General features: G+C 44.6%; 14 protein-coding genes. 9 read left to right on the forward strand and 5 right to left on the reverse strand.

Features of this window, described 5'->3' with window-relative positions:
• Nucleotides 1-3: 3 nt before the first annotated feature.
• The 3 genes from leuC to leuA all read right to left on the reverse strand — a co-directional run bounded on the left by leuC (nucleotide 4) and on the right by leuA (nucleotide 4,236).
• Nucleotides 4-1,404 carry a 3-isopropylmalate dehydratase large subunit gene (gene leuC / locus J8Z23_RS01755; protein ID WP_039841408.1) on the reverse strand — a complete coding sequence of 467 codons (1,401 nt, stop codon included), beginning with the start codon at nucleotides 1,402-1,404 and terminating at the stop codon, nucleotides 4-6.
• A 110-nt stretch (nucleotides 1,405-1,514) separates the two neighbouring features.
• Nucleotides 1,515-2,606, reverse strand: a complete 1,092-nt coding sequence (leuB, locus tag J8Z23_RS01760) for a 3-isopropylmalate dehydrogenase (RefSeq protein WP_047009046.1) — start codon at nucleotides 2,604-2,606, stop codon at nucleotides 1,515-1,517.
• Between the two features lie 82 nt (nucleotides 2,607-2,688).
• On the reverse strand, nucleotides 2,689-4,236 hold the full coding sequence (leuA, locus tag J8Z23_RS01765) for a 2-isopropylmalate synthase (protein ID WP_006742733.1): 1,548 nt from the start codon (nucleotides 4,234-4,236) through the stop codon (nucleotides 2,689-2,691).
• Nucleotides 4,237-4,749: 513 nt separating this feature from the next.
• Here leuA and J8Z23_RS01770 point away from each other — a divergent pair.
• The 8 genes from J8Z23_RS01770 to J8Z23_RS01805 all read left to right on the forward strand — a co-directional run bounded on the left by J8Z23_RS01770 (nucleotide 4,750) and on the right by J8Z23_RS01805 (nucleotide 15,577).
• Complete coding sequence (locus J8Z23_RS01770) at nucleotides 4,750-5,547, forward strand: SH3 domain-containing protein (protein ID WP_301659503.1); 798 nt, start codon at nucleotides 4,750-4,752, stop codon at nucleotides 5,545-5,547.
• Nucleotides 5,548-5,699: 152 nt separating this feature from the next.
• A complete protein-coding gene (locus tag J8Z23_RS01775; protein WP_005392260.1) occupies nucleotides 5,700-6,248 on the forward strand; it encodes a phosphatase PAP2 family protein in 549 nt (182 codons plus the stop codon).
• 3 nt (nucleotides 6,249-6,251) lie between these two features.
• Entirely contained in the window at nucleotides 6,252-7,298 is a 1,047-nt protein-coding gene (locus J8Z23_RS01780) for an MJ1255/VC2487 family glycosyltransferase (protein ID WP_005392259.1), read from the forward strand.
• A 556-nt stretch (nucleotides 7,299-7,854) separates the two neighbouring features.
• Entirely contained in the window at nucleotides 7,855-8,814 is a 960-nt protein-coding gene (gene calR / locus J8Z23_RS01785; RefSeq protein ID WP_005379693.1) for a LysR family transcriptional regulator CalR, read from the forward strand.
• A gap of 294 nt (nucleotides 8,815-9,108) precedes the next feature.
• Nucleotides 9,109-10,917 carry an AMP-dependent synthetase/ligase gene (locus J8Z23_RS01790; protein WP_046874025.1) on the forward strand — a complete coding sequence of 603 codons (1,809 nt, stop codon included), beginning with the start codon at nucleotides 9,109-9,111 and terminating at the stop codon, nucleotides 10,915-10,917.
• A 449-nt stretch (nucleotides 10,918-11,366) separates the two neighbouring features.
• On the forward strand, nucleotides 11,367-13,091 hold the full coding sequence (locus tag J8Z23_RS01795) for an acetolactate synthase 3 large subunit (RefSeq protein WP_005392255.1): 1,725 nt from the start codon (nucleotides 11,367-11,369) through the stop codon (nucleotides 13,089-13,091).
• A gap of 1 nt (nucleotide 13,092) precedes the next feature.
• Nucleotides 13,093-13,587, forward strand: coding sequence for an acetolactate synthase small subunit (gene ilvN / locus J8Z23_RS01800; protein ID WP_005392253.1), 495 nt, complete (start codon nucleotides 13,093-13,095; stop codon nucleotides 13,585-13,587).
• A gap of 109 nt (nucleotides 13,588-13,696) precedes the next feature.
• On the forward strand, nucleotides 13,697-15,577 hold the full coding sequence (locus tag J8Z23_RS01805) for a sensor domain-containing diguanylate cyclase (RefSeq protein ID WP_005392251.1): 1,881 nt from the start codon (nucleotides 13,697-13,699) through the stop codon (nucleotides 15,575-15,577).
• A gap of 64 nt (nucleotides 15,578-15,641) precedes the next feature.
• On the opposite strand, the gene J8Z23_RS01810 is transcribed toward J8Z23_RS01805, so the two are convergent.
• On the reverse strand, nucleotides 15,642-16,286 hold the full coding sequence (locus tag J8Z23_RS01810) for a GntR family transcriptional regulator (RefSeq protein ID WP_005392249.1): 645 nt from the start codon (nucleotides 16,284-16,286) through the stop codon (nucleotides 15,642-15,644).
• A gap of 199 nt (nucleotides 16,287-16,485) precedes the next feature.
• Nucleotides 16,486-17,898, reverse strand: coding sequence for a pyruvate kinase PykF (gene pykF / locus J8Z23_RS01815; protein ID WP_005392243.1), 1,413 nt, complete (start codon nucleotides 17,896-17,898; stop codon nucleotides 16,486-16,488).
• Nucleotides 17,899-18,331: 433 nt separating this feature from the next.
• Between pykF and J8Z23_RS01820 the strand changes: the two genes are divergently transcribed.
• Nucleotides 18,332-19,093, forward strand: coding sequence for a DeoR/GlpR family DNA-binding transcription regulator (locus J8Z23_RS01820; RefSeq protein ID WP_005392240.1), 762 nt, complete (start codon nucleotides 18,332-18,334; stop codon nucleotides 19,091-19,093).
• Nucleotides 19,094-19,200 lie beyond the last annotated feature (107 nt).

Raw genomic sequence — 19,200 nt, forward strand, 5'->3', positions numbered from 1 at the left:
TCCTTAGTCTAGTTCACGAATATCTACAAAGTGACCAGCAATTGCTGCTGCCGCTGCCATCGCAGGGCTCACTAGGTGGGTACGGCCATCACGACCTTGGCGGCCTTCAAAGTTACGGTTTGAAGTAGACGCACAACGTTCATGTGGACCCAAACGGTCGTTGTTCATTGCTAGACACATCGAGCAACCTGGTAGGCGCCACTCAAAGCCCGCCTCTTTAAAGATGACATCTAGGCCTTCTGCTTCCGCTTGCGCTTTTACTTGCTCAGAGCCAGGAACGATAAGCGCTTGAACGTGAGACGCGACTTTGCGACCTTTCGCGACTTCCGCCGCTGCGCGCATGTCTTCGATACGTGAGTTAGTACAAGAGCCAACGAAGACTTTATCGACGTTGTAATCAGACAATGACTTGCCTGCTTCTAGACCCATGTAAGCCAGAGCTTTTTCTGCCGATGCTTTTTCTACTGGGTCGGCAAAACTTTCTGGGGCTGGGATTGGTTGGTCTACCGCGATAACTTGTCCTGGGTTAGTACCCCAAGTGACTTGTGGTTTGATATCCGCTGCGTTTAGTGTCACGACCGCATCAAACTGGGCATCATCGTCAGTTTTTAATGTCTTCCAATATTCTACAGCGGCATCAAAATCCGCACCTTGAGGTGAGAACTTACGGCCTTTGATGTATTCGAATGTAGTTTCATCTGGCGCAATCAAACCGGCTTTTGCACCTAACTCAATCGCCATATTACATACGGTCATGCGACCTTCCATTGAAAGGTCAGTGATCGCTTCACCACAGAATTCAACTACGTAGCCTGTACCGCCTGCTGCTGTCGTTTCACCGATGATTGCTAGCACAATGTCTTTCGCAGTAATGCCCGGAGCTACTTTGCCTTTCACTTCGATCTTCATCGTTTTAGCACGCGCTTGTTTTAGCGTTTGAGTTGCTAATACGTGCTCAACTTCAGAGGTACCAATACCAAATGCTAGCGAGCCAAATGCACCGTGTGTAGCCGTGTGCGAGTCACCACAAACAATGGTCATGCCCGGTAGGGTAATACCAAGCTCTGGGCCCATGACGTGCACAATACCTTGGTATTTGTGGTTGATGTCGTAAAGCGTAACGCCAAACTCTTCACAGTTTTTCGATAGCGTTTCCATCTGGATACGTGCCATCTCACCGGATGCGTTAATGTCTTTGGTGGTGGTCGAAACGTTGTGGTCCATAGTGGCAAAAGTTTTGCTGACCTGACGCACTTTACGACCTTTTTCACGCAAGCCATCAAAAGCCTGCGGAGACGTTACTTCATGTACCAAGTGACGGTCGATGTACAAGATAGGGTTTTCCCCTTCTGCTGCGACGGCAACGTGTGCGTCGTAGACTTTTTCGTATAGTGTTTTGCCCATTGTTTGCTTCCTTTCCTCGTTATCCTTGTTGCTTTGTTTTAGCACCAATGACTTAGAGGTAAGTCATTGGTGGATAGAGGATTTAGTATTTATTATGAATCTGTTCTGTATTACGAGTTTAAGATGTACTCAGCAATCTTATCGCCCATTTCAGACGTTGAGAGTGCCGGGTTGTCGCCTGCAAGGTCGCCTGTTAGCTCGCCAGCTGAAAGTGCTTTCGACACCGATGTTTCAATGTCTTGTGCTGCGGCTTCTTCGCCAAGGCTATAACGTAGCATCAGTGCTGCTGATAGGATCTGAGCCACAGGGTTAGCAATGTTCTTACCTGCGATATCTGGTGCACTGCCACCTGCTGGTTCGTACAGACCGAACTTACTTTCGTTAAGGCTTGCTGAAGGCAGCATACCCATTGAGCCAGTGATCATTGCGCACTCATCAGAAATGATGTCGCCGAAGATGTTTGAACATAGCATGACGTCGAACTGTGCTGGGTCTTTGATAAGCTGCATGGTTGCGTTGTCGATGTACATGTGTGATAGCTCGACATCTGGGTAATCTTTCGCGATTTCTTCGACCACTTCACGCCATAAGATTGAACTTTGTAGAACGTTCGCTTTATCGATAGAGCAGACTTTCTTGCGACGCAAACGAGCAGATTCAAAGGCGATTTTTGCAATACGTTCGATCTCAAATCGGTGGTACACCTCAGTATCAAACGCTTTTTCTGTCGCGCCTTCGCCTTCACGGCCTTTTGGTTGACCGAAATAGATACCACCAGTCAGTTCACGGACCACAACGATGTCAAAACCACGGCCTGAGATGTCAGCACGAAGTGGTGAGAAAGCTTCCAGGCCTGCGTGGATTTGCGCTGGGCGTAGGTTACAAAACAGTTGGAAGTGTTTGCGTAGTGGTAGTAGGGCACCGCGTTCAGGTTGGTCATTTGGTGGCAAGTGTTCCCACTTCGGACCGCCAACTGAACCGAATAGGACTGCATCAGACTCTTCACACGCTTTTACTGTGCTTTCTGGAAGTGGAGAGCCGTGATTATCGATCGCGATGCCGCCTACATCATGCTCGTCACGCTCAAACGCAATACCGTGCTTCTTTTCGATAGCATCCAATACCTTGTGTGCTTGCGCCATTACTTCCGGGCCGATGCCGTCACCTGGTAGGACGGCAATTTTGTATGATTTGTCTGTCATGTTAATCCTTTAAGTTTTCTAATTTTGAGCTTAATTATTTCAACGAGCGTGTTCTTTCCTGAGCCATGTAGCTCGGTTGTTATTACACAGTCGCAATCTTTTTCTGCTTCATTTCTTCGATTTTGTCTGCACGGTGGATGCTATTAATAACGTGCAATAGTGCTTGACCGGAAGCCTCAACGATATCGGTAGAAACGCCCGTGCCGTGGTATTTACGACCTTTGTAGTTGGCAATGATGTCAGCTTGACCCAAACCATCTTCACCTTCGCCTTTCGCGGTTAGGTCGAATTTATCCAGTACGATGTCGTAGCCTGTCACGCGGTAGATACACTGGTATAGCGCATCAACTGGGCCATTACCGACTGCCGCTTCACACATTTCTTCATCGCCACATTGCATTTTGATGCTGGTGGTGGCCATTACGCTGCCCGATTGCACGCTTAGGTAGTTCAGTTTGTAGAAGTCATCTTCTTCACGCAGGTTCGAGAAGTGCATTAGGGCCTCTAGATCGTAATCGAACACTTGGCCTTTGCGGTCGGCAAGTTTCAAGAAGTCCGCGTATAGAGCGTCTAGGTTGTACTCGTCCTCGTTGTATCCCATGGTGTCCATGTGGCTCTTCACGGCTGCGCGACCACTACGGCTGGTTAGGTTTAGTGCTTGGTTTTTAAGGCCAATCGACTCAGGGGTCATGATTTCGTAGGTATTCTTATTCTTTAACATGCCATCCTGATGGATACCTGAAGAGTGGCTAAAGGCATTTGCGCCCACAATCGCTTTGTTGCTCTGAATTGGCATGTTGCATAACTGGCTCACCAATTTACTGGTGCGGTGAATTTCATCATGTTTAATGCCAGTGTGAACCCCCAAGAACTCTTGACGCGTCTTGATGATCATTGCGATCTCTTCAAGAGAACAGTTACCTGCTCGCTCACCAATGCCATTGATGGTGCCTTCTATCTGACGTGCGCCGGCTTGAACGGCGGCAATAGAGTTGGCAACTGACATCCCCAAGTCGTCGTGACAGTGAACGGAGATGATCGCTTTATCAATGTTTGGAACGCGGTTGAAAAGGGTTTGAATAATGCCACCAAACTCGCTTGGTACTGTGTAGCCAACGGTATCTGGAATGTTGATTGTGCTCGCACCTGCATTGATGGCAGCTTCTACCATGCGACATAGGTTGTCGATAGGAGTACGACCTGCATCTTCACAAGAAAACTCGACATCATCGGTGTAGTTACGCGCATGTTTAACGGCGTTGACCGCCATTTCAAGTACATCGTCGTAGCTGCGGCGTAGTTTGTCTTCTACGTGAATGGTGGAAGTGGCTAAAAACGTGTGAATACGGAATTGGTCGGCCACTTTTAATGCTTCAGCGGCGGCATCAATATCTTTCGCAACGGCACGCGAAAGGGCACAAACTCGACTGTTTTTGATGTTTTTTGCAATGGTTTGTACCGACTCGAAATCACCAGGTGAAGAGATTGGGAAGCCAGCTTCGATAACATCAACGCCGAGTCTTTCCAGCGCATAGGCAATCTGCAGTTTTTCTTTAACCGTCAAGCTTGCTGACAACGCTTGCTCGCCATCACGCAATGTGGTGTCGAATATAATGACCTGATCGTTCATGTTTGCTTCCTTCCTGATTTCTGCACTTTCGTGCAAGTTAATCGTTTACTTCCAGTATTTAGATATAAAAAAACCCGCATTCTCATGCGGGTTCTTAGAAATTGGTGTGGTTATTTTTCTTCCACAGCCTACCCGCGCGAACTGGTCACGATCAGGAGGAGGCTAAGCAGAATAGAAAAATGAGCTGACATAGTTGTTAAGCTTTCCACATAATTAAGTTAACAAATTAGTACCGCACTCCATGGAGCGCGTCAACCCTAAAGTCGATTTTTTATTCATATCGGATGAGTCTTTTCATTTACTCGAGAAAAATGATGCGCTAAGTGAAACTGCATGGTGCGATAGAAACGTGCTAGAAGAGGCATGTTCTCATCAAGTTTGCGACGTTTCATTATCAAAACAAGCATTGGGATTGCGACTTGTCACACAAAGGTCCGAATTGTTTGGCAAAAGTTTTGAATGACCATTTATAGTAGTGCAGTTGCACTAGGTAAAAAGAAGGGGTAAGGAATAATGAGGTTAGCAAAACAATTTGGACGTTCAGCCGCAGTATTTACTCTGGTCAGCTTATCGGGTTGTCAGCTGTTTCAATCTCAAACCTATATGGCAGAGATTTCCCCTGTTGCTATTAATGATCACTCGCAGAGCGTCATGGTTATCAATGATCAAATGGATCGATTCTTGAGCTACGAGGGACGTGAATCGTTTTTGAATCAAATGCTCGTTGCTCTTGAGTCGGACAGTCGAGATAAATTTAAAGGCAAAGATCCGGAAACCTATTCGTGGTGGAAGATCCGAGTGCAACCTAGTGAGAAACAACAAGCGGAAGTCTTCCGACCAACAGCTGACGGTGTGGATACCTCAAACCCAGTAGAGTTTATGGATGTCTCTTACCGCTCTAAGACCACATTAAACCTACGCTCCAAACCGAGTCTTGAAGGGGCAAAGCTTGGCGTATTATCGAAAGGGGAGGTCTTTAATGTGCTAGCAAAAGTGGTTGATCAACCTTGGTTTCTCGTTGAACAGAAAGGAGTGATAAAAGGTTATGTCCATAAGGATTATGCGCGCAGTAATGTGATAAATCGTGACATTTTATCTACTCAGCCTAACCCTCTACTAGAGCCTAACTCGAGTAAAACGGAGCAAACGAGTATAGAGCATGAACTGTCGGGAAACTATACTTGCCGCTCACTGAGCTATGAGCTTACAAAAGATGGCGACATGACGACGGGCTCTTTGCGCGCCTGCCGCAAGAAGAGAAAAGTCTGGTATATAGACACCCCTCAACCGCAACCATCAAACCCTTCTTAATGTTCTATTTTTATGGTTATGCCCAATAGATAGATTATTGGGCACACTCTAATTTGGCATTTGTCATTAATTGTCCAAACTCCCGTCATGCAGTTGTCACCTAAACCTCCTACTTTTCACACAACGGCGTTGTCAAAGTAAGGAAAGGCCACATGCGAACCATAGAGACAATTACACAGCCAATTGCAACCATTGCTAAGTTTGATTTAGCGCTCTCTAGTGTTTGTCTTAAGCACCGTTTTAATCAGCAAGTTGCCAACATCAGCAAAGGAGTCTCCCACAGTGGTGACGGACATCTGTACTTGGTGCTAGGTTTATTAGCTTGGTATTTAGATAAAGAGCAGGGAGTCTGGTTTTTACTGGCGGGTTTACTTGCTTTTGCTATCGAGTTGCCAATTTATTGGACACTGAAAAACAGTTTTAAGCGTCGTCGCCCTGAAGAACTCAGTGCACTCCTTCCTGCTTTTATTACCCCATCAGATCGCTATAGCCTTCCTTCAGGGCATACCGCCGCAGCGTTCGTGATGGCGACGCTGATTGAGCACTTCTATCCGAGTTTAGGTATTGCAGCATTCTTTTGGGCAAGTTTAATCGGAACTGCGCGAATCTTATTGGGGGTGCACTTTTTTACCGATGTCATCATTGGTGCACTGCTAGGTAGCCTTTGTGGTGGATTAGCGATTGCGATGCTGGGAGGCTAATTGATGAAAATCTTATACGGTGTTCAAGGTACAGGAAACGGACATATTGCGCGTGCGAGGGCGATGAGTCATGCGTTTAAAGAGCACGATGTTGAGGTCGATTTTTTGTTTTCTGGACGAGCGCCTGAAAAGTACTTTTCAATGGAAGCGTTTGGCGATTATCAGACTCGCCGAGGCTTCACCTTTATCACTGAAAAAGGCTCAGTGAACTATGCGAAAACAGCATTGAGTAACAATTTAGTGCAATTTTGCAAAGAAGTTAAACAGCTTGATTTGTCGTCCTATGATCTCGTGCTCAATGATTTCGAGCCTGTTACGGCATGGGCGGCAAAACAACAAAATAAGCCGTCGATTGGTATCAGTCACCAAAATGCTTTCCGTTATCCAGTGCCGTTAAAGGGAGCGAGTTGGTTAGACAAATCCGTCATTGAATACTTTGCGCCTTCTCAACACCACCTCGGTTTGCATTGGCATCATTTTGACCAGCCTTTGTTGCCGCCAATTGTACATACCGTCGATAGCCAAGCGGAAAATGACGATTTTGTTTTGGTTTACCTACCGTTCGAATCCATTGAAGACATCTCGGATTTACTGTTCCATTTTAACCAGCAAGCGTTCATCTGTTATCACCCCGATGTGATCGAATGTGAGCAAGTGGAAAACATAGAATTACGCCCTTTATGCCACAGCAACTTTCAGCATCATTTGCATCGGTGTAGTGGTGTCATTGCCAATGGTGGATTTGAGCTCCCTTCGGAAGCTCTGTCTCTAGGGAAAAAATTATTGCTTAAGCCACTCGCAGGTCAGTTTGAGCAACAAAGCAATGTCGCGACCTTAGAAGACTTAGGACTTGCGATGTCGATGGAGAGCTTAGACATTTCCGCAGTACGCCAGTGGCTAAAGGAGCAGCAAGCCGAAAGTGTGAAATATCCAGATGTTGCTCAGGCCATTGTTCATTGGGTATTGCAAGGCGCGTGGGATTCACAAGCGGAGTTATCCAAACAGTTGTGGGAGCAAGTTGATTTCCCAAGTTACGTGTCGAACATTTAAGTACGTTGTTCTAAGTATATTATTCCTTCCTATTTTTGACACGATTTTGTTGCAGCCTTTCAATCTAGAAGGCTGCATTTTTATTCTTTCTCTTTCATTTCTATTCAATGTGTATTTGCTGATAATTTGACTGATAAGTGCAAATTTCACTCAGAGATATAGTCGTCATCTGTTGGTTTACCCTCGACTAATAACTAGGATAAATGCATGCGTGTGGTGACCATCCGTCTCATCAATTTGCTAAATACTTCCTCAAAGAATGCGCTTTTACGTGTTTTATAGTTTTTTATGTTTTTATCAAGCTATTGTTATTTAAAGGGTAAATACCTAATCGGCTAAAATTTACTGATTAAATATCAATCTAGTTGCGAAACCGCAATCGATTAGTTGATAGTACAGTTCGAGCCGGAAGTATCCGGACAGCAAATATAATAAAAAGTTAGGTTATCTATTCGTAAAATGATTCGAATCCAGCCGCCGTCTTTTGTGCGAGATGGGATTCTATTCGTTATGAATTTAATGAACAAAGTTGACGATTACAAAAGAGGCGCACTCAATGTTAGAGAAGAAAGATGCGATGAGCGCAATTGCTAGCTACCGTATGGAAAGCACTTTGCGTGGTGTAGATTTAAACCTACTGACTGTATTTGATGCTGTGATGCAAGAGCAAAATATTACTCGTGCAGCACATAACTTAGGCATGTCTCAGCCGGCAGTAAGTAATGCCGTGGCACGCCTAAAAGTGATGTTTAACGACGAGCTGTTTATGCGTCAGGGCCGTGGTATTCAGCCAACGCAACGTGCTCGTCAATTGTTTGGTCCAATTCGCCAAGCATTACAGCTGATTCGTAATGAACTTCCTAGCTCCGTATTCCAACCAGAATCTTCGACTCGCTTATTTAAGCTGGCGATTTGCAGTCCTTGTGACATGCGTTTTGCTCCGAAGATCATGGCAAAAGTGAATCAACAAGCACCAAACGTTCAGCTTCACCTAGATGCAGAATTTGACCGTCTGTTGTCTGAGCGTATGCGCTATCAAGAAATTGATTTCGTGATCGATTATGCTCGCTTTGATGAGCAAGGTTTCTCAAGTACTGAAATCTTCAAAGATGAATTAGTGGTTATCGCGTCAAAAACACACCCACGCATTCAAGGTGGTGTAACGGCCGAGCAACTGCTTAACGAAAAACATGCGAAGTTATCGAAAGTGCACGGTCAACGCAGCTTCTCAGAACAAGCATATCGTGAACTGGATTGCCAAGCCGCGTACGAAGGCTCTAGTCTAAGCAACCTACTATATGTGGTAGGTCAATCTGAGCTTGTGACTATCGCGCCACGTTGGATGGCAGAAAATGCGGTAAACAGCGATCAGCTGCAAATTCTAGACTTCCCATTTGCAAACAAGGAAATCAGCGGCTTCTTAAGCTGGCATGAATCAAGTGAAAAAGATAAAGGCCACATTTGGCTGCGCGATCAACTGATGATCACTTGTGGTGAAGTGGTTGCCGCAAAATAAGATGACGTTTGGTCTTATCGGTTAAGACCATATTGGTAATCATCAATTTTTACAATTCATTGGTCCCCGAGAGATTTTTGTCTCTCGGGGCTTTTTGTTTTAGCAATCAACAATCGAAACAGTAAGTTAAATAGAGTAATCATTCAGCAGTTTTGGGTATGTTCGCGACGTATAAGTGATAGTTGTCTCTTATTAGTGATAAGTTTGATACTGGTCAGTTGCGTTTTAGCAAGCCGTGAGTACACTTGTTCGCTCAATTAGCTTACGCCTGTAAGCCAAAAGGTAAGTAAAAGAATGGCCAAGTTAGATTTTCATATCGTTAAACGTATTCGTGAACAAATTGCGAACGGTGGTACACGCGTTGCGCTCAAGCATAAAGTGGGTGAGGAATGGCAAGGTATTACGTGGACGCAATTTGGTCAGCAAGTTGATGCTTTATCACTTGCACTTTTGGCTCAGGGATTAGGAGTCCAAGATAAAATCGGCATTTTCTCGAACAACATGCCGCAATGGACGATTGCTGATATTGCAGCGCTACAACTACGCGGCGTAACAGTACCTATTTACCCAACCAATACCGCCGCTCAGTCGGCGTACATCATTGACAACGCAGACGTCAAAGTGCTGTTTGTTGGTGAGCAGCCACAATTTGACGCAGCAGTGAGCATTTTCGACCAGTGCGAGCAGTTAGAGCTCATTGTTGCAATGTCTGATGATATCGAACTTGGCGAGCATGATTTCGTTATCTCTTGGCAAGCATTTGTCGCCAAAGGCGATACTACATACCAAGTTGAATTGGACGCACGTTTAGAGCAAGCAAAGGAAGATGATCTACTCACGCTGATTTACACCTCTGGTACCACAGGTCAACCGAAAGGTGTAATGCTAGATTACGCAAACATTGCGGCGCAATTGGAAGGGCACGATCAACGCTTGAGCCTTTCTCAAAGTGATGTGTCACTGTGTTTCCTTCCGCTGTCACACGTATTTGAACGCGCTTGGACCTTTTATGTATTGTACAAAGGGGCGACCAACTGCTATTTGCAAGACACCATGCAGGTACGTGATGCACTGAGCCAAGTGCAACCTACCGTGATGTGTGCCGTGCCGCGCTTCTATGAGAAGATCTTCTCTGCGATTCACGAGAAAGTGTCTCGCGCGCCAATTCATCGCAAGATCATGTTTACTTGGGCTGTGAACATGGGCGCAAAAATGGCCGCTTGTCATCAAGAAAAACGTCAGCCATCGCTCATGCTGCGCAAGTCATATGCCCTGGCGGATAAATTGGTTCTGAGCAAGCTGCGAGCGTTACTTGGTGGACAAATCAACTTTATGCCGTGTGGCGGTGCAAAGTTAGATGAAACCATAGGCCGATTCTTCCACGCGATTGGTATCAATGTGAAGTTAGGTTACGGCATGACTGAAACCACGGCGACAGTATCGTGTTGGGATGATAAGTGCTTTAACCCAGACTCTATTGGTATGTCGATGCCTGGCGCGCAAGTGAAGATCGGTGAGAACAACGAGATTCTGGTGCGTGGTCCAATGGTGATGCGTGGCTATTACAAAATGCCAGAAGAGACCGAAAAGACCTTTGATGAGCACGGTTTCCTAAAAACTGGCGATGCGGGTTACATTGATGAAAATGGCAACCTGTTCATCACTGATCGTATCAAAGAGTTGATGAAAACCTCTGGCGGTAAATACATCGCTCCACAAATGATTGAAGGGGCGATTGGTAAAGACCACTTCATCGAGCAAATCGCGGTTATCGCGGACACGCGTAAGTTTGTCTCGGCGCTGATTGTGCCGTGTTTTGATTCTCTTGAAGAGTATGCGAAAGAGCTGAATATCAAGTATCACGATCGCGTTGAATTGATTAAGCATCACCAAGTGGTCGAAATGCTTGAGAAGCGTGTTAACGATCTCCAAAAAGAGTTGGCAAAGTTTGAACAGGTGAAGAAGTTTAAACTGTTACCAAGAGCTTTCTCTATGGATGATGGTGAGTTAACGCCAACTCAAAAACTGCGTCGTAAAGTCATCAATGACAAATACCAAGATGAAATTGAAGAAATGTATAAGGAAAAGTCAGAGAAAAAGTAACTTAAGCTGACTTAGATTTTATATTGATGAAAAAATCCCCAGTGATGTGATTGCGCATTACTGGGGATTTTTGTTTGTGTTGATTCTTTCTATTTTGCGCACCAAATACAGCTATTTAGCACCCTATACTTAAAAGGTTCTGAAATAATGTTCTTTTTTTGAACGTTAAATTTTTAGGTTGTACTGTGAAATGAGGTATGTGTGGCTGCTATTCCTACTAACATTCTAATTACTAGCATCTTGTTCAAAAAGTAGACCAATCTCTCATTAGACCCGTTGATAATAAAACGTTACATTTGTTGGGTAACCTTGCGGGATGTTATGACGAACGCAAGACATAGCCGAAAACGTGGAAGTATTTCGATTAGGCTACGAATAAGACCTAGACTATGTAAAACCAGACCAATCCGTTGACCTTACGGTGAGGAAACTGGCTAAGGAGAGCAATTATGACAGCAATGTTGTCAGGCGCAGAGATGGTGGTTCAATCTCTGATAGAAGAGCACGTAGAGCAGATCTTTGGCTACCCAGGTGGCTCCGTTTTGGATATCTACGATGCACTGCATGCCAAAACCGATCAAATCAAACACGTACTTGTAAGGCATGAGCAAGCCGCCACTCATATGGCAGATGGTTACGCTCGCGCTACCGGTAAACCGGGTGTCGTACTGGTATGTTCAGGTCCGGGCGCGACCAATACCATTACTGGTATTGCCACGGCTTATATGGACTCCATCCCAATGATCGTTATTTCGGGTAACGTACCTAATAGCCTAATTGGTAATGATGCTTTCCAAGAATGTGACATCGTTGGTGTCTCTCGCCCAGTGGTCAAACACAGCTTTTTAGTGAAAAAAGCGGAAGATATTCCTGAAACGATCAAGAAAGCGTTTTATATCGCGACCACAGGTCGACCTGGTCCAGTAGTGATTGACTTGCCGAAAGATGTAATGAATCCGCAAATCAAACTGCCTTACCAATACCCAGAAACGCTTTCAATGCGTTCTTACAAGCCGACGACGTCGGGTCATAAAGGCCAGATTAAAAAAGCGCTTAAATCGCTATTAGAAGCGAAAAAACCAGTGCTTTATATCGGTGGTGGTGCTGTGATTTCTGGCGCTCATGAACATATTTTAGAGCTCTCCGACAAGCTGAACCTTCCAGTAGTCAGTACGTTGATGGGACTAGGCGCATTCCCTGGAACACATAAAAACTCACTGGGCATGCTGGGTATGCACGGTACTTACGAAGCCAATATGGCGATGCATGAAGCGGATCTCATTTTTGGTATCGGTGTGCGTTTTGATGATCGCACGACGAACAACCTTGAAAAATACTGCCCAAACGCAAAAGTCATGCATATTGATATTGATCCATCATCGATCTCGAAAAACGTGAAGGTGGATTTACCTATCGTAGGCTCTGCGGAAAAAGTGCTCACAACCATGCTTGGCCTGCTGGCAGAGCAAGAAGGTGGGAACGATGAAGATGCCATCACCGCATGGTGGGATGACATTCAGGTGTGGCGTGACCGAAATTGTTTGGCTTATGAGAAGTCACCAGAGCGAATTAAACCACAGCAAGTGATTGAAACCTTGCACAAGCTGACCAATGGTGATGCGTATGTTGCTTCTGATGTGGGTCAGCACCAGATGTTTGCAGCACTTTACTACCCATTTAACAAACCACGCCGTTGGATCAACTCGGGTGGATTGGGCACTATGGGATTTGGCCTTCCGGCTGGTATGGGTGTTAAGTTTGCCATGCCACAAGAAGAAGTCGTAGTTGTTACGGGTGATGGCAGTATTCAAATGAATATCCAAGAGCTTTCGACAGCCATGCAATACGACATTCCAGTGAAGATCATCAACCTAAACAACCGATTCTTAGGCATGGTAAAACAGTGGCAAGACATTATTTATCAAGGTCGTCACTCTAATTCTTACATGAGTTCTGTTCCTGATTTTGCAGCGATTGCAGAAGCTTATGGTCACGTCGGTATTCGTATCGAAACGCCTGATCAGCTCGAAGAAGGGCTACAAAAAGCGTTGGATATGAAAGATCGTCTGGTGTTTGTGGACATCAACGTAGACGAAACCGAACACGTATACCCGATGCAAATCAAAGGTGAGGGTATGGATAAAATGTGGCTAAGCAAAACGGAGAGAACTTAATATGAGACACATTATTTCACTGCTATTGGAAAACCAACCGGGTGCGTTGTCTCGTGTTGTTGGTTTGTTCTCTCAACGTGGTTACAACATTGAATCTTTGACGGTATCACCGACAGATGATGAAACGCTGTCGCGAATGAACATTACCACGACGTCTGATGAGATGCAGTTGGAGCAAATTCAGAAGCAGTTACACAAATTGATTGATGTGCTGAAAGTACAAGAAGTCACCGAGTATGAGCACATCGAACGTGAACTGATGATGGTGAAAGTGAAAGCCAGCGGTTTTGCGCGAGCAGAAGTGAAACGGACGGCAGACATCTTCCGTGGCCAGATCGTGGATGTCACTGCTGCTCAATACACTGTACAACTTGCGGGCACGAGTGAAAAGTTGGATGCCTTCATTCAAGCGATATCTGAAGTAACTGAAGTCGTCGAAGTTGCTCGTAGTGGGGTAGTGGGCATTGCCCGAGGTGAGCGCGCACTCAAACCGTAATTATCTAATTGCATATAGAAAAGCCACTTAATCTAAGTGGCTTTTTGTTTAGAAAATAACAATTAATGATATAATTGTCGTTTTAGTAAGCATTATAGGCAGTAGACGCGTGAAAATACCTAAGCGAGTCGGCACATTGTTGGCGACAGCACTATTTTTTAGTGCGCTCACTGCAGTTTACTATTATCAGAAATATCTGACGTTATTAGAGAGTAACGTTGAGAATACCGCTCAAGAAGCATTACACCAACTGGCTTATACTGGTCGCGAATACAACAATATTCAGGATCAAATTGAGACGATCAGCGATCTTCTCGGTCACAGCCAAAGTCTTTACGACTATCTACGTCAGCCGAACCGAGTCAACCTTTCTATCTTAGAAGATATGTGGATCTCGGTTGCGATCAACCAAAAGCTATATAAACAAATTCGTTTTCTTGATATTACCGGTCAGGAAAAAGCACGGATTAATTACGATTTCAAAACGGGTATCGCTGCACCCGCCCTCAAATTACATGACAAGTCAGAGCGGGATTATTTTCATTACGCGCAAGGTTTAGGTAATGATGAAATTGCGTCGTGGGGGATTGAACTGGAGCGGGAAAATGGTGAGCTTGTTTACCCTTATAGCCCTTCATTGCGTATTCTGATGCCGATTTCTCTCAATGGGAAACGCGAAGGGTATCTTGTTCTTAATGTTGATATTGAGTATTTATCTTCTCGACTCAACTACTCACCGGTGCGGGATTTTCATATTGAGTTAATTAAAAGTGATGGCTTTTATATCGCGAGTCCTAAGTCATCACGCTTGTACGGCAACATTATTCCAGCTCGTTCTCAATTTAATTTTGGCCGGATGTATCCCAACATTTGGCGCACGATGATCTCAGAAGTTTCGGGCTATGAGTACAACGGCTCGAATTTGATAGCATATAGCACGATCCAATTTGTTTCTAGTGAGCCACTTCATCTGGTTATTGATCTTACCAATGAGCAATTACTATCTCGATCTCAGCGAGATATTGATGACTTAATCCAAGAAGCGTTTTTTGTATTAAGTTTGGTGTTTGGTTTTACTTTACCAACGACCGCGCTAGCCCTGCACTATCGACGTCATAGTATGGAATCGAAGTTAGCTCGGGCTGCACTTGATGGCATGACTGCGGTGATGATCTCAGATGCGTCGCATCGAATCATTATGGTGAACCAAGAATTTGAAAACATGATGGGCTATTCCACCAAGCATACTCAAGGCTGGAATGCGCATAATCTAATTTTCTTACCGGAAGATCTCGAGTCGACCCTCAATATTTGGAATAAGCTTGCGAACGAGCACGTTTGGGAAGGTGAGGTTCGTTGTCGAACCAAGTTTAATCACGTATTTACCGCCATTATGCGCATTCAGGCAAACTTAACCAAGTCAGGTAAAGTAAGCTATTACATCACGTCGCTGGTGGATATTTCCGAGCAAAAAGAGCTGGAAGAAAAGCTACGCAACCTCAGTGAAAAAGATGGTTTGACGGGCTTGTGGAACCGTCGAAAATTTGAAGAGCAATTAGCGCAATATGCCGGGATTATTGAGCGTTATCCTGACAGTCCCCCTGCATGTTTGGCGTTGTTTGATATTGACCACTTTAAGCGCATTAACGATGAACTTGGGCACGATGAAGGGGACAAAGTGATTTGCAGTGTCGCTGAGACTCTTCTTAAAGAGGTGCGCAGTACTGACTTTGTGTCTCGCGTCGGTGGTGAGGAGTTTGCGGTGATCATGCCGCATACCACACTCGAAGAAGCAGAAGTTGTATTGAACCGGTTACGTGTGGCGGTTCAACTGCGCAGTGATAGAGCTATTACCGTTAGCGCTGGGTATAGTGATTTAACTTCAGATCGCACGCGCACTTATAAATGTGCTGATATTGCCTTGTATGAATCCAAAAGTGCAGGGCGTAACTGCGTATCACTATGTCATAGTTTCGATGATATTGCTTAGCTCTTTTTCAAAAACAAAAAATCGGGGATAGACCCCGATTTTTATGCTTATTTTAGCCTCAGCGTTATTCGCTAGCCAGTATGCGATATTGGTTGTCGATGGCCGCTTCGATACACTGCATTGACTGTCTCAAATAACGCTCTAGATAACCTAAAGCATCCTGGCTCTTTTTATCTAACGACGTCTTCATCAGCATTTCTTGCTCATCGATATTACAGTGCCCTGGGTTTCCAGTACCTAACATTTGCATAGCAAAATATTGGTAACGCTTAATTTGCGTGAGTAGATCGCGGAAAAAACCAAACATATTGGCAGAGCCAGCGCCTTCAAACAGCGCAGTAAGAAACTGATTATGGCGTTCTTCCCATTCCTTCCAGCAAAAGCTTTCGCCAGATTTAGAGCGGGATAACTTGTGATAAGCGGTTAGGACGTCCAGTTCCCAATTTTCATCGCCAATCACAATTGCTTTATTTAGTAGGCATGCAGAGACCATTTGTAGGCTTTCGTACAAGTCATTCAACTCATCTTTACATACAGGTGCAACCCAGCAGCCTTTTTGCGGCTCGAGTTTGACGTATTTGCTCCACGATAACTGCACCAAAGCTTCGCGAATGGGTGACGCTCCTACGTTGTACTTCTCTTTGAGTTCCGCAACCACGAGTTTTTGACCCGGTTTAAGCACGCCATCGAGAATATCCTGACGGATCATTTTTGATACTTTGTCGGTAAGAGTGGGACTGGACACATACACCTCATAGAAATTTTAATCGTGACGACAAAATTAAACAGTACGCAATTCTGCGCATGGTGAATGATACAGTTAGGCTATTATTAGAGCAAGAAAGCCATATAAAAAAAGAGGGCATAAGCCCTCTTTATCAATTAACTGAAGTATGAAAAGTTCAGTCTTATAGTACGTGTACAGAAGCTGTGTTCGTAGTACCTGAAGCGACTAGAGCACCAGAAACCATCACTACGATGTCGCCTTTGTTACCTAGACCAGATTCTAGAGCAAGCTCTTTACCTGCTACGTAGAATGCGTCAGTGCTTTCGATAGAATCAACAACAACTGGCGTCACACCTTTAGTTAGAACAAGTTGTGCTGCTGTTTTCTTGTTCGTTGTTAGTGCTAGGATGTTTGCAGTTGGGAAGTATTTACGTACTGAACGTGCAGATTTACCACCTTCAGTTGCAACTACGATAAGTGGAGCAGCCAGTTTTTCAGCTGTGTCTACCGCGCCTTTACATACTGCTTCAGTGATGCGAAGACGTGGGCTGTCTAGACGAGAACCTAGCTCAGCTTTTAGCGCTGAATCAGTACGGTTCGCGATTTGAGCCATGATAGTTACCGCTTCAACAGGGTACTTACCTTTAGCAGTTTCACCAGAAAGCATTACTGCGTCAGTACCGTCCATTACCGCGTTAGCAACGTCGCCTGCTTCCGCACGAGTAGGACGTGGGTTGTTGATCATAGAATCAAGCATTTGAGTTGCAGTGATAACCATCTTACGTGCACGGTTACACTTCTCGATCATCATTTTCTGAGCGAAGATTACTTCTTCAGCTGGGATTTCAACACCTAGGTCACCACGAGCAACCATGATGCCGTCAGAAAGCTCTAGGATCTCGTCGAAGTTATCAACACCTTCTTGGTTTTCGATCTTAGAGATGATGTGGATGTTCTCGCCGCCGTTTGCAGCAAGTACTTCACGGATTTCTTGAACGTCAGAAGCTTTACGGATGAAAGAAGCAGCTACGAAGTCAACGCCTTGCTCACAACCGAATTTAAGGTCGTTTTTATCTTTTTCAGATAGAGCAGGTAGGTTTACAGAAACGCCAGGAAGGTTCACACCTTTGTTCTCGCCTAGTGCACCGTTGTTAAGTACTTTACATTTAACTTCTGTTTCAGTCTTAGAGATAACTTCCATCTCGATTAGACCGTCGTCGACTAGGATAGTGTTACCTACGTTTAGGTCTGCTGCGAAACCTGCGTAAGTTACTGCAACTTTATCTTTGTTACCTACAACTGAAGTGTCAGTTGTGAAAGTGAATTCTTGACCAGCTACTAGATCAACGTCGTTGCCGCCTTCTAGCTTGATAGTGCGGATTTCTGGACCTTTAGTATCTAGAAGAATTGCTAGTGGTTTGCCAGTAGCTTCCATTACTTTACGGAAGTTCGCGATACGAGTGCCGTGTTCTTCGTAGTCACCGTGAGAGAAGTTAAGACGCATTACGTTCATGCCTGCGTTCACTAGCTCAGTTAGCTTCTCTACAGATTCAGTTTTAGGGCCAATCGTACATACGATTTTGGTCTTTTTCATGGAAGATACTCTCCGGTAAGTATAGTTACAATTTGAAAGTCGGTTGTTTACTCTGAAGTTAGGGCGTTATTGATGACATTTAGTGCCTGTCACCCACCGATTTTTCGCCTCATTATCAGTACTTCAGATTCTGAAAGTCTTTCACCAAGTTTAGTCATTTTATGACTAAAAGATCGGCGATTTTGGTTACCTTTTTGTGACTAATCCCACTTTATATGCAGAAAGTTGCAAAAAAATAGCCTTCAATTCTGTAATTTTTTTTCTTTTCGGTGGCGAATTCTACCACTGAATGAATCCAATATCACTGTTTAAGAATTGTCTTAGGACAAGGTTTTATCGAGAAATATTAATTTTTTGGATCGAAATAAATGGACTTAAAAGTTTCGGTTTGACTATAATAAGTTTCACATCGAAACTTAAATTCAAAACGTAAATGTCGAAACGAAACACTCAACTAAGAAGACACGCCATTTCTAACTTGGTTTCTGAGCTAGGAGAAGTCAGCGTTGACGAACTCGCTCAGAAATTCGAAACCTCAGAGGTCACGATTAGAAAGGATTTAGCTTCTTTAGAGAAAAATGGCCAACTTCTACGCCGCTACGGCGGTGCGATTGCTATCCCAACAGAAGTCATTCACGAAGAATTGAGCGCTAATGTTTCGACTCGAAAGCTAAACTTGGCAAAAGCAGCGGCATCACTGATTCGAGACCATAATCGCATCGTGATCGACAGTGGCAGTACGACGGCTGCGTTGATTCAACAGTTGAATGACAAACGTGGCTTAGTTGTCATGACCAACTCGTTGCATGTTGCTAACGCCCTTAATGAATTAGAGAGCGAACCAACACTGCTGATGACTGGCGGGACTTGGGATACGCACTCAGAATCTTTTCAAGGCAAAGTAGCCGAATCTGTGTTACGAGCTTACGACTTTGACCAGCTATTTATCGGTGCGGATGGCATCGATCTCGAACGCGGCACCACAACATTTAATGAATTGGTTGGTTTGAGTAAGGTAATGGCGGAAGTGTCGCGCGAAGTGATCGTCATGATCGAATCGGAAAAAATCGGTCGTAAGATCCCGAATTTAGAGCTCGCTTGGCATCAAATTGATGTGCTAGTGACGGATGCTGATATTCAGCAAGAACACAAAATACAGATTGAACAACATGGCGTGAAAGTCATTTGCGCCTAATCTAATAATGTAACCAGTTTCATATTTCACTTCCCTCTGAATACAGGCCTTTGCTTGCTGCCTCTATCTGAAACATGGCTAGGGAAGAACAAAACTACAAACGGAGA

Origin of the sequence: Vibrio sp. SCSIO 43086 (assembly GCF_051132235.1) — a bacterium.
Lineage (GTDB): Bacteria > Pseudomonadota > Gammaproteobacteria > Enterobacterales > Vibrionaceae > Vibrio > Vibrio diabolicus.

Excerpts from the sequence above, each read along its gene's own strand:
- J8Z23_RS01770 (WP_301659503.1), top strand. The coding sequence starts at position 4,750 with ATGAGGTTAGCAAAACAATTTGGACGTTCAGCCGCAGTATTTACTCTG.
- calR (WP_005379693.1), top strand. The coding sequence starts at position 7,855 with ATGTTAGAGAAGAAAGATGCGATGAGCGCAATTGCTAGCTACCGTATG.
- J8Z23_RS01775 (WP_005392260.1), top strand. The coding sequence starts at position 5,700 with ATGCGAACCATAGAGACAATTACACAGCCAATTGCAACCATTGCTAAG.
- J8Z23_RS01820 (WP_005392240.1), top strand. The coding sequence starts at position 18,332 with ATGTCGAAACGAAACACTCAACTAAGAAGACACGCCATTTCTAACTTG.
- pykF (WP_005392243.1), bottom strand. The coding sequence starts at position 17,898 with ATGAAAAAGACCAAAATCGTATGTACGATTGGCCCTAAAACTGAATCT.
- J8Z23_RS01780 (WP_005392259.1), top strand. The coding sequence starts at position 6,252 with ATGAAAATCTTATACGGTGTTCAAGGTACAGGAAACGGACATATTGCG.
- leuB (WP_047009046.1), bottom strand. The coding sequence starts at position 2,606 with ATGACAGACAAATCATACAAAATTGCCGTCCTACCAGGTGACGGCATC.
- leuC (WP_039841408.1), bottom strand. The coding sequence starts at position 1,404 with ATGGGCAAAACACTATACGAAAAAGTCTACGACGCACACGTTGCCGTC.
- J8Z23_RS01810 (WP_005392249.1), bottom strand. The coding sequence starts at position 16,286 with ATGATCCGTCAGGATATTCTCGATGGCGTGCTTAAACCGGGTCAAAAA.
- J8Z23_RS01795 (WP_005392255.1), top strand. The coding sequence starts at position 11,367 with ATGACAGCAATGTTGTCAGGCGCAGAGATGGTGGTTCAATCTCTGATA.
- ilvN (WP_005392253.1), top strand. The coding sequence starts at position 13,093 with ATGAGACACATTATTTCACTGCTATTGGAAAACCAACCGGGTGCGTTG.
- J8Z23_RS01790 (WP_046874025.1), top strand. The coding sequence starts at position 9,109 with ATGGCCAAGTTAGATTTTCATATCGTTAAACGTATTCGTGAACAAATT.
- leuA (WP_006742733.1), bottom strand. The coding sequence starts at position 4,236 with ATGAACGATCAGGTCATTATATTCGACACCACATTGCGTGATGGCGAG.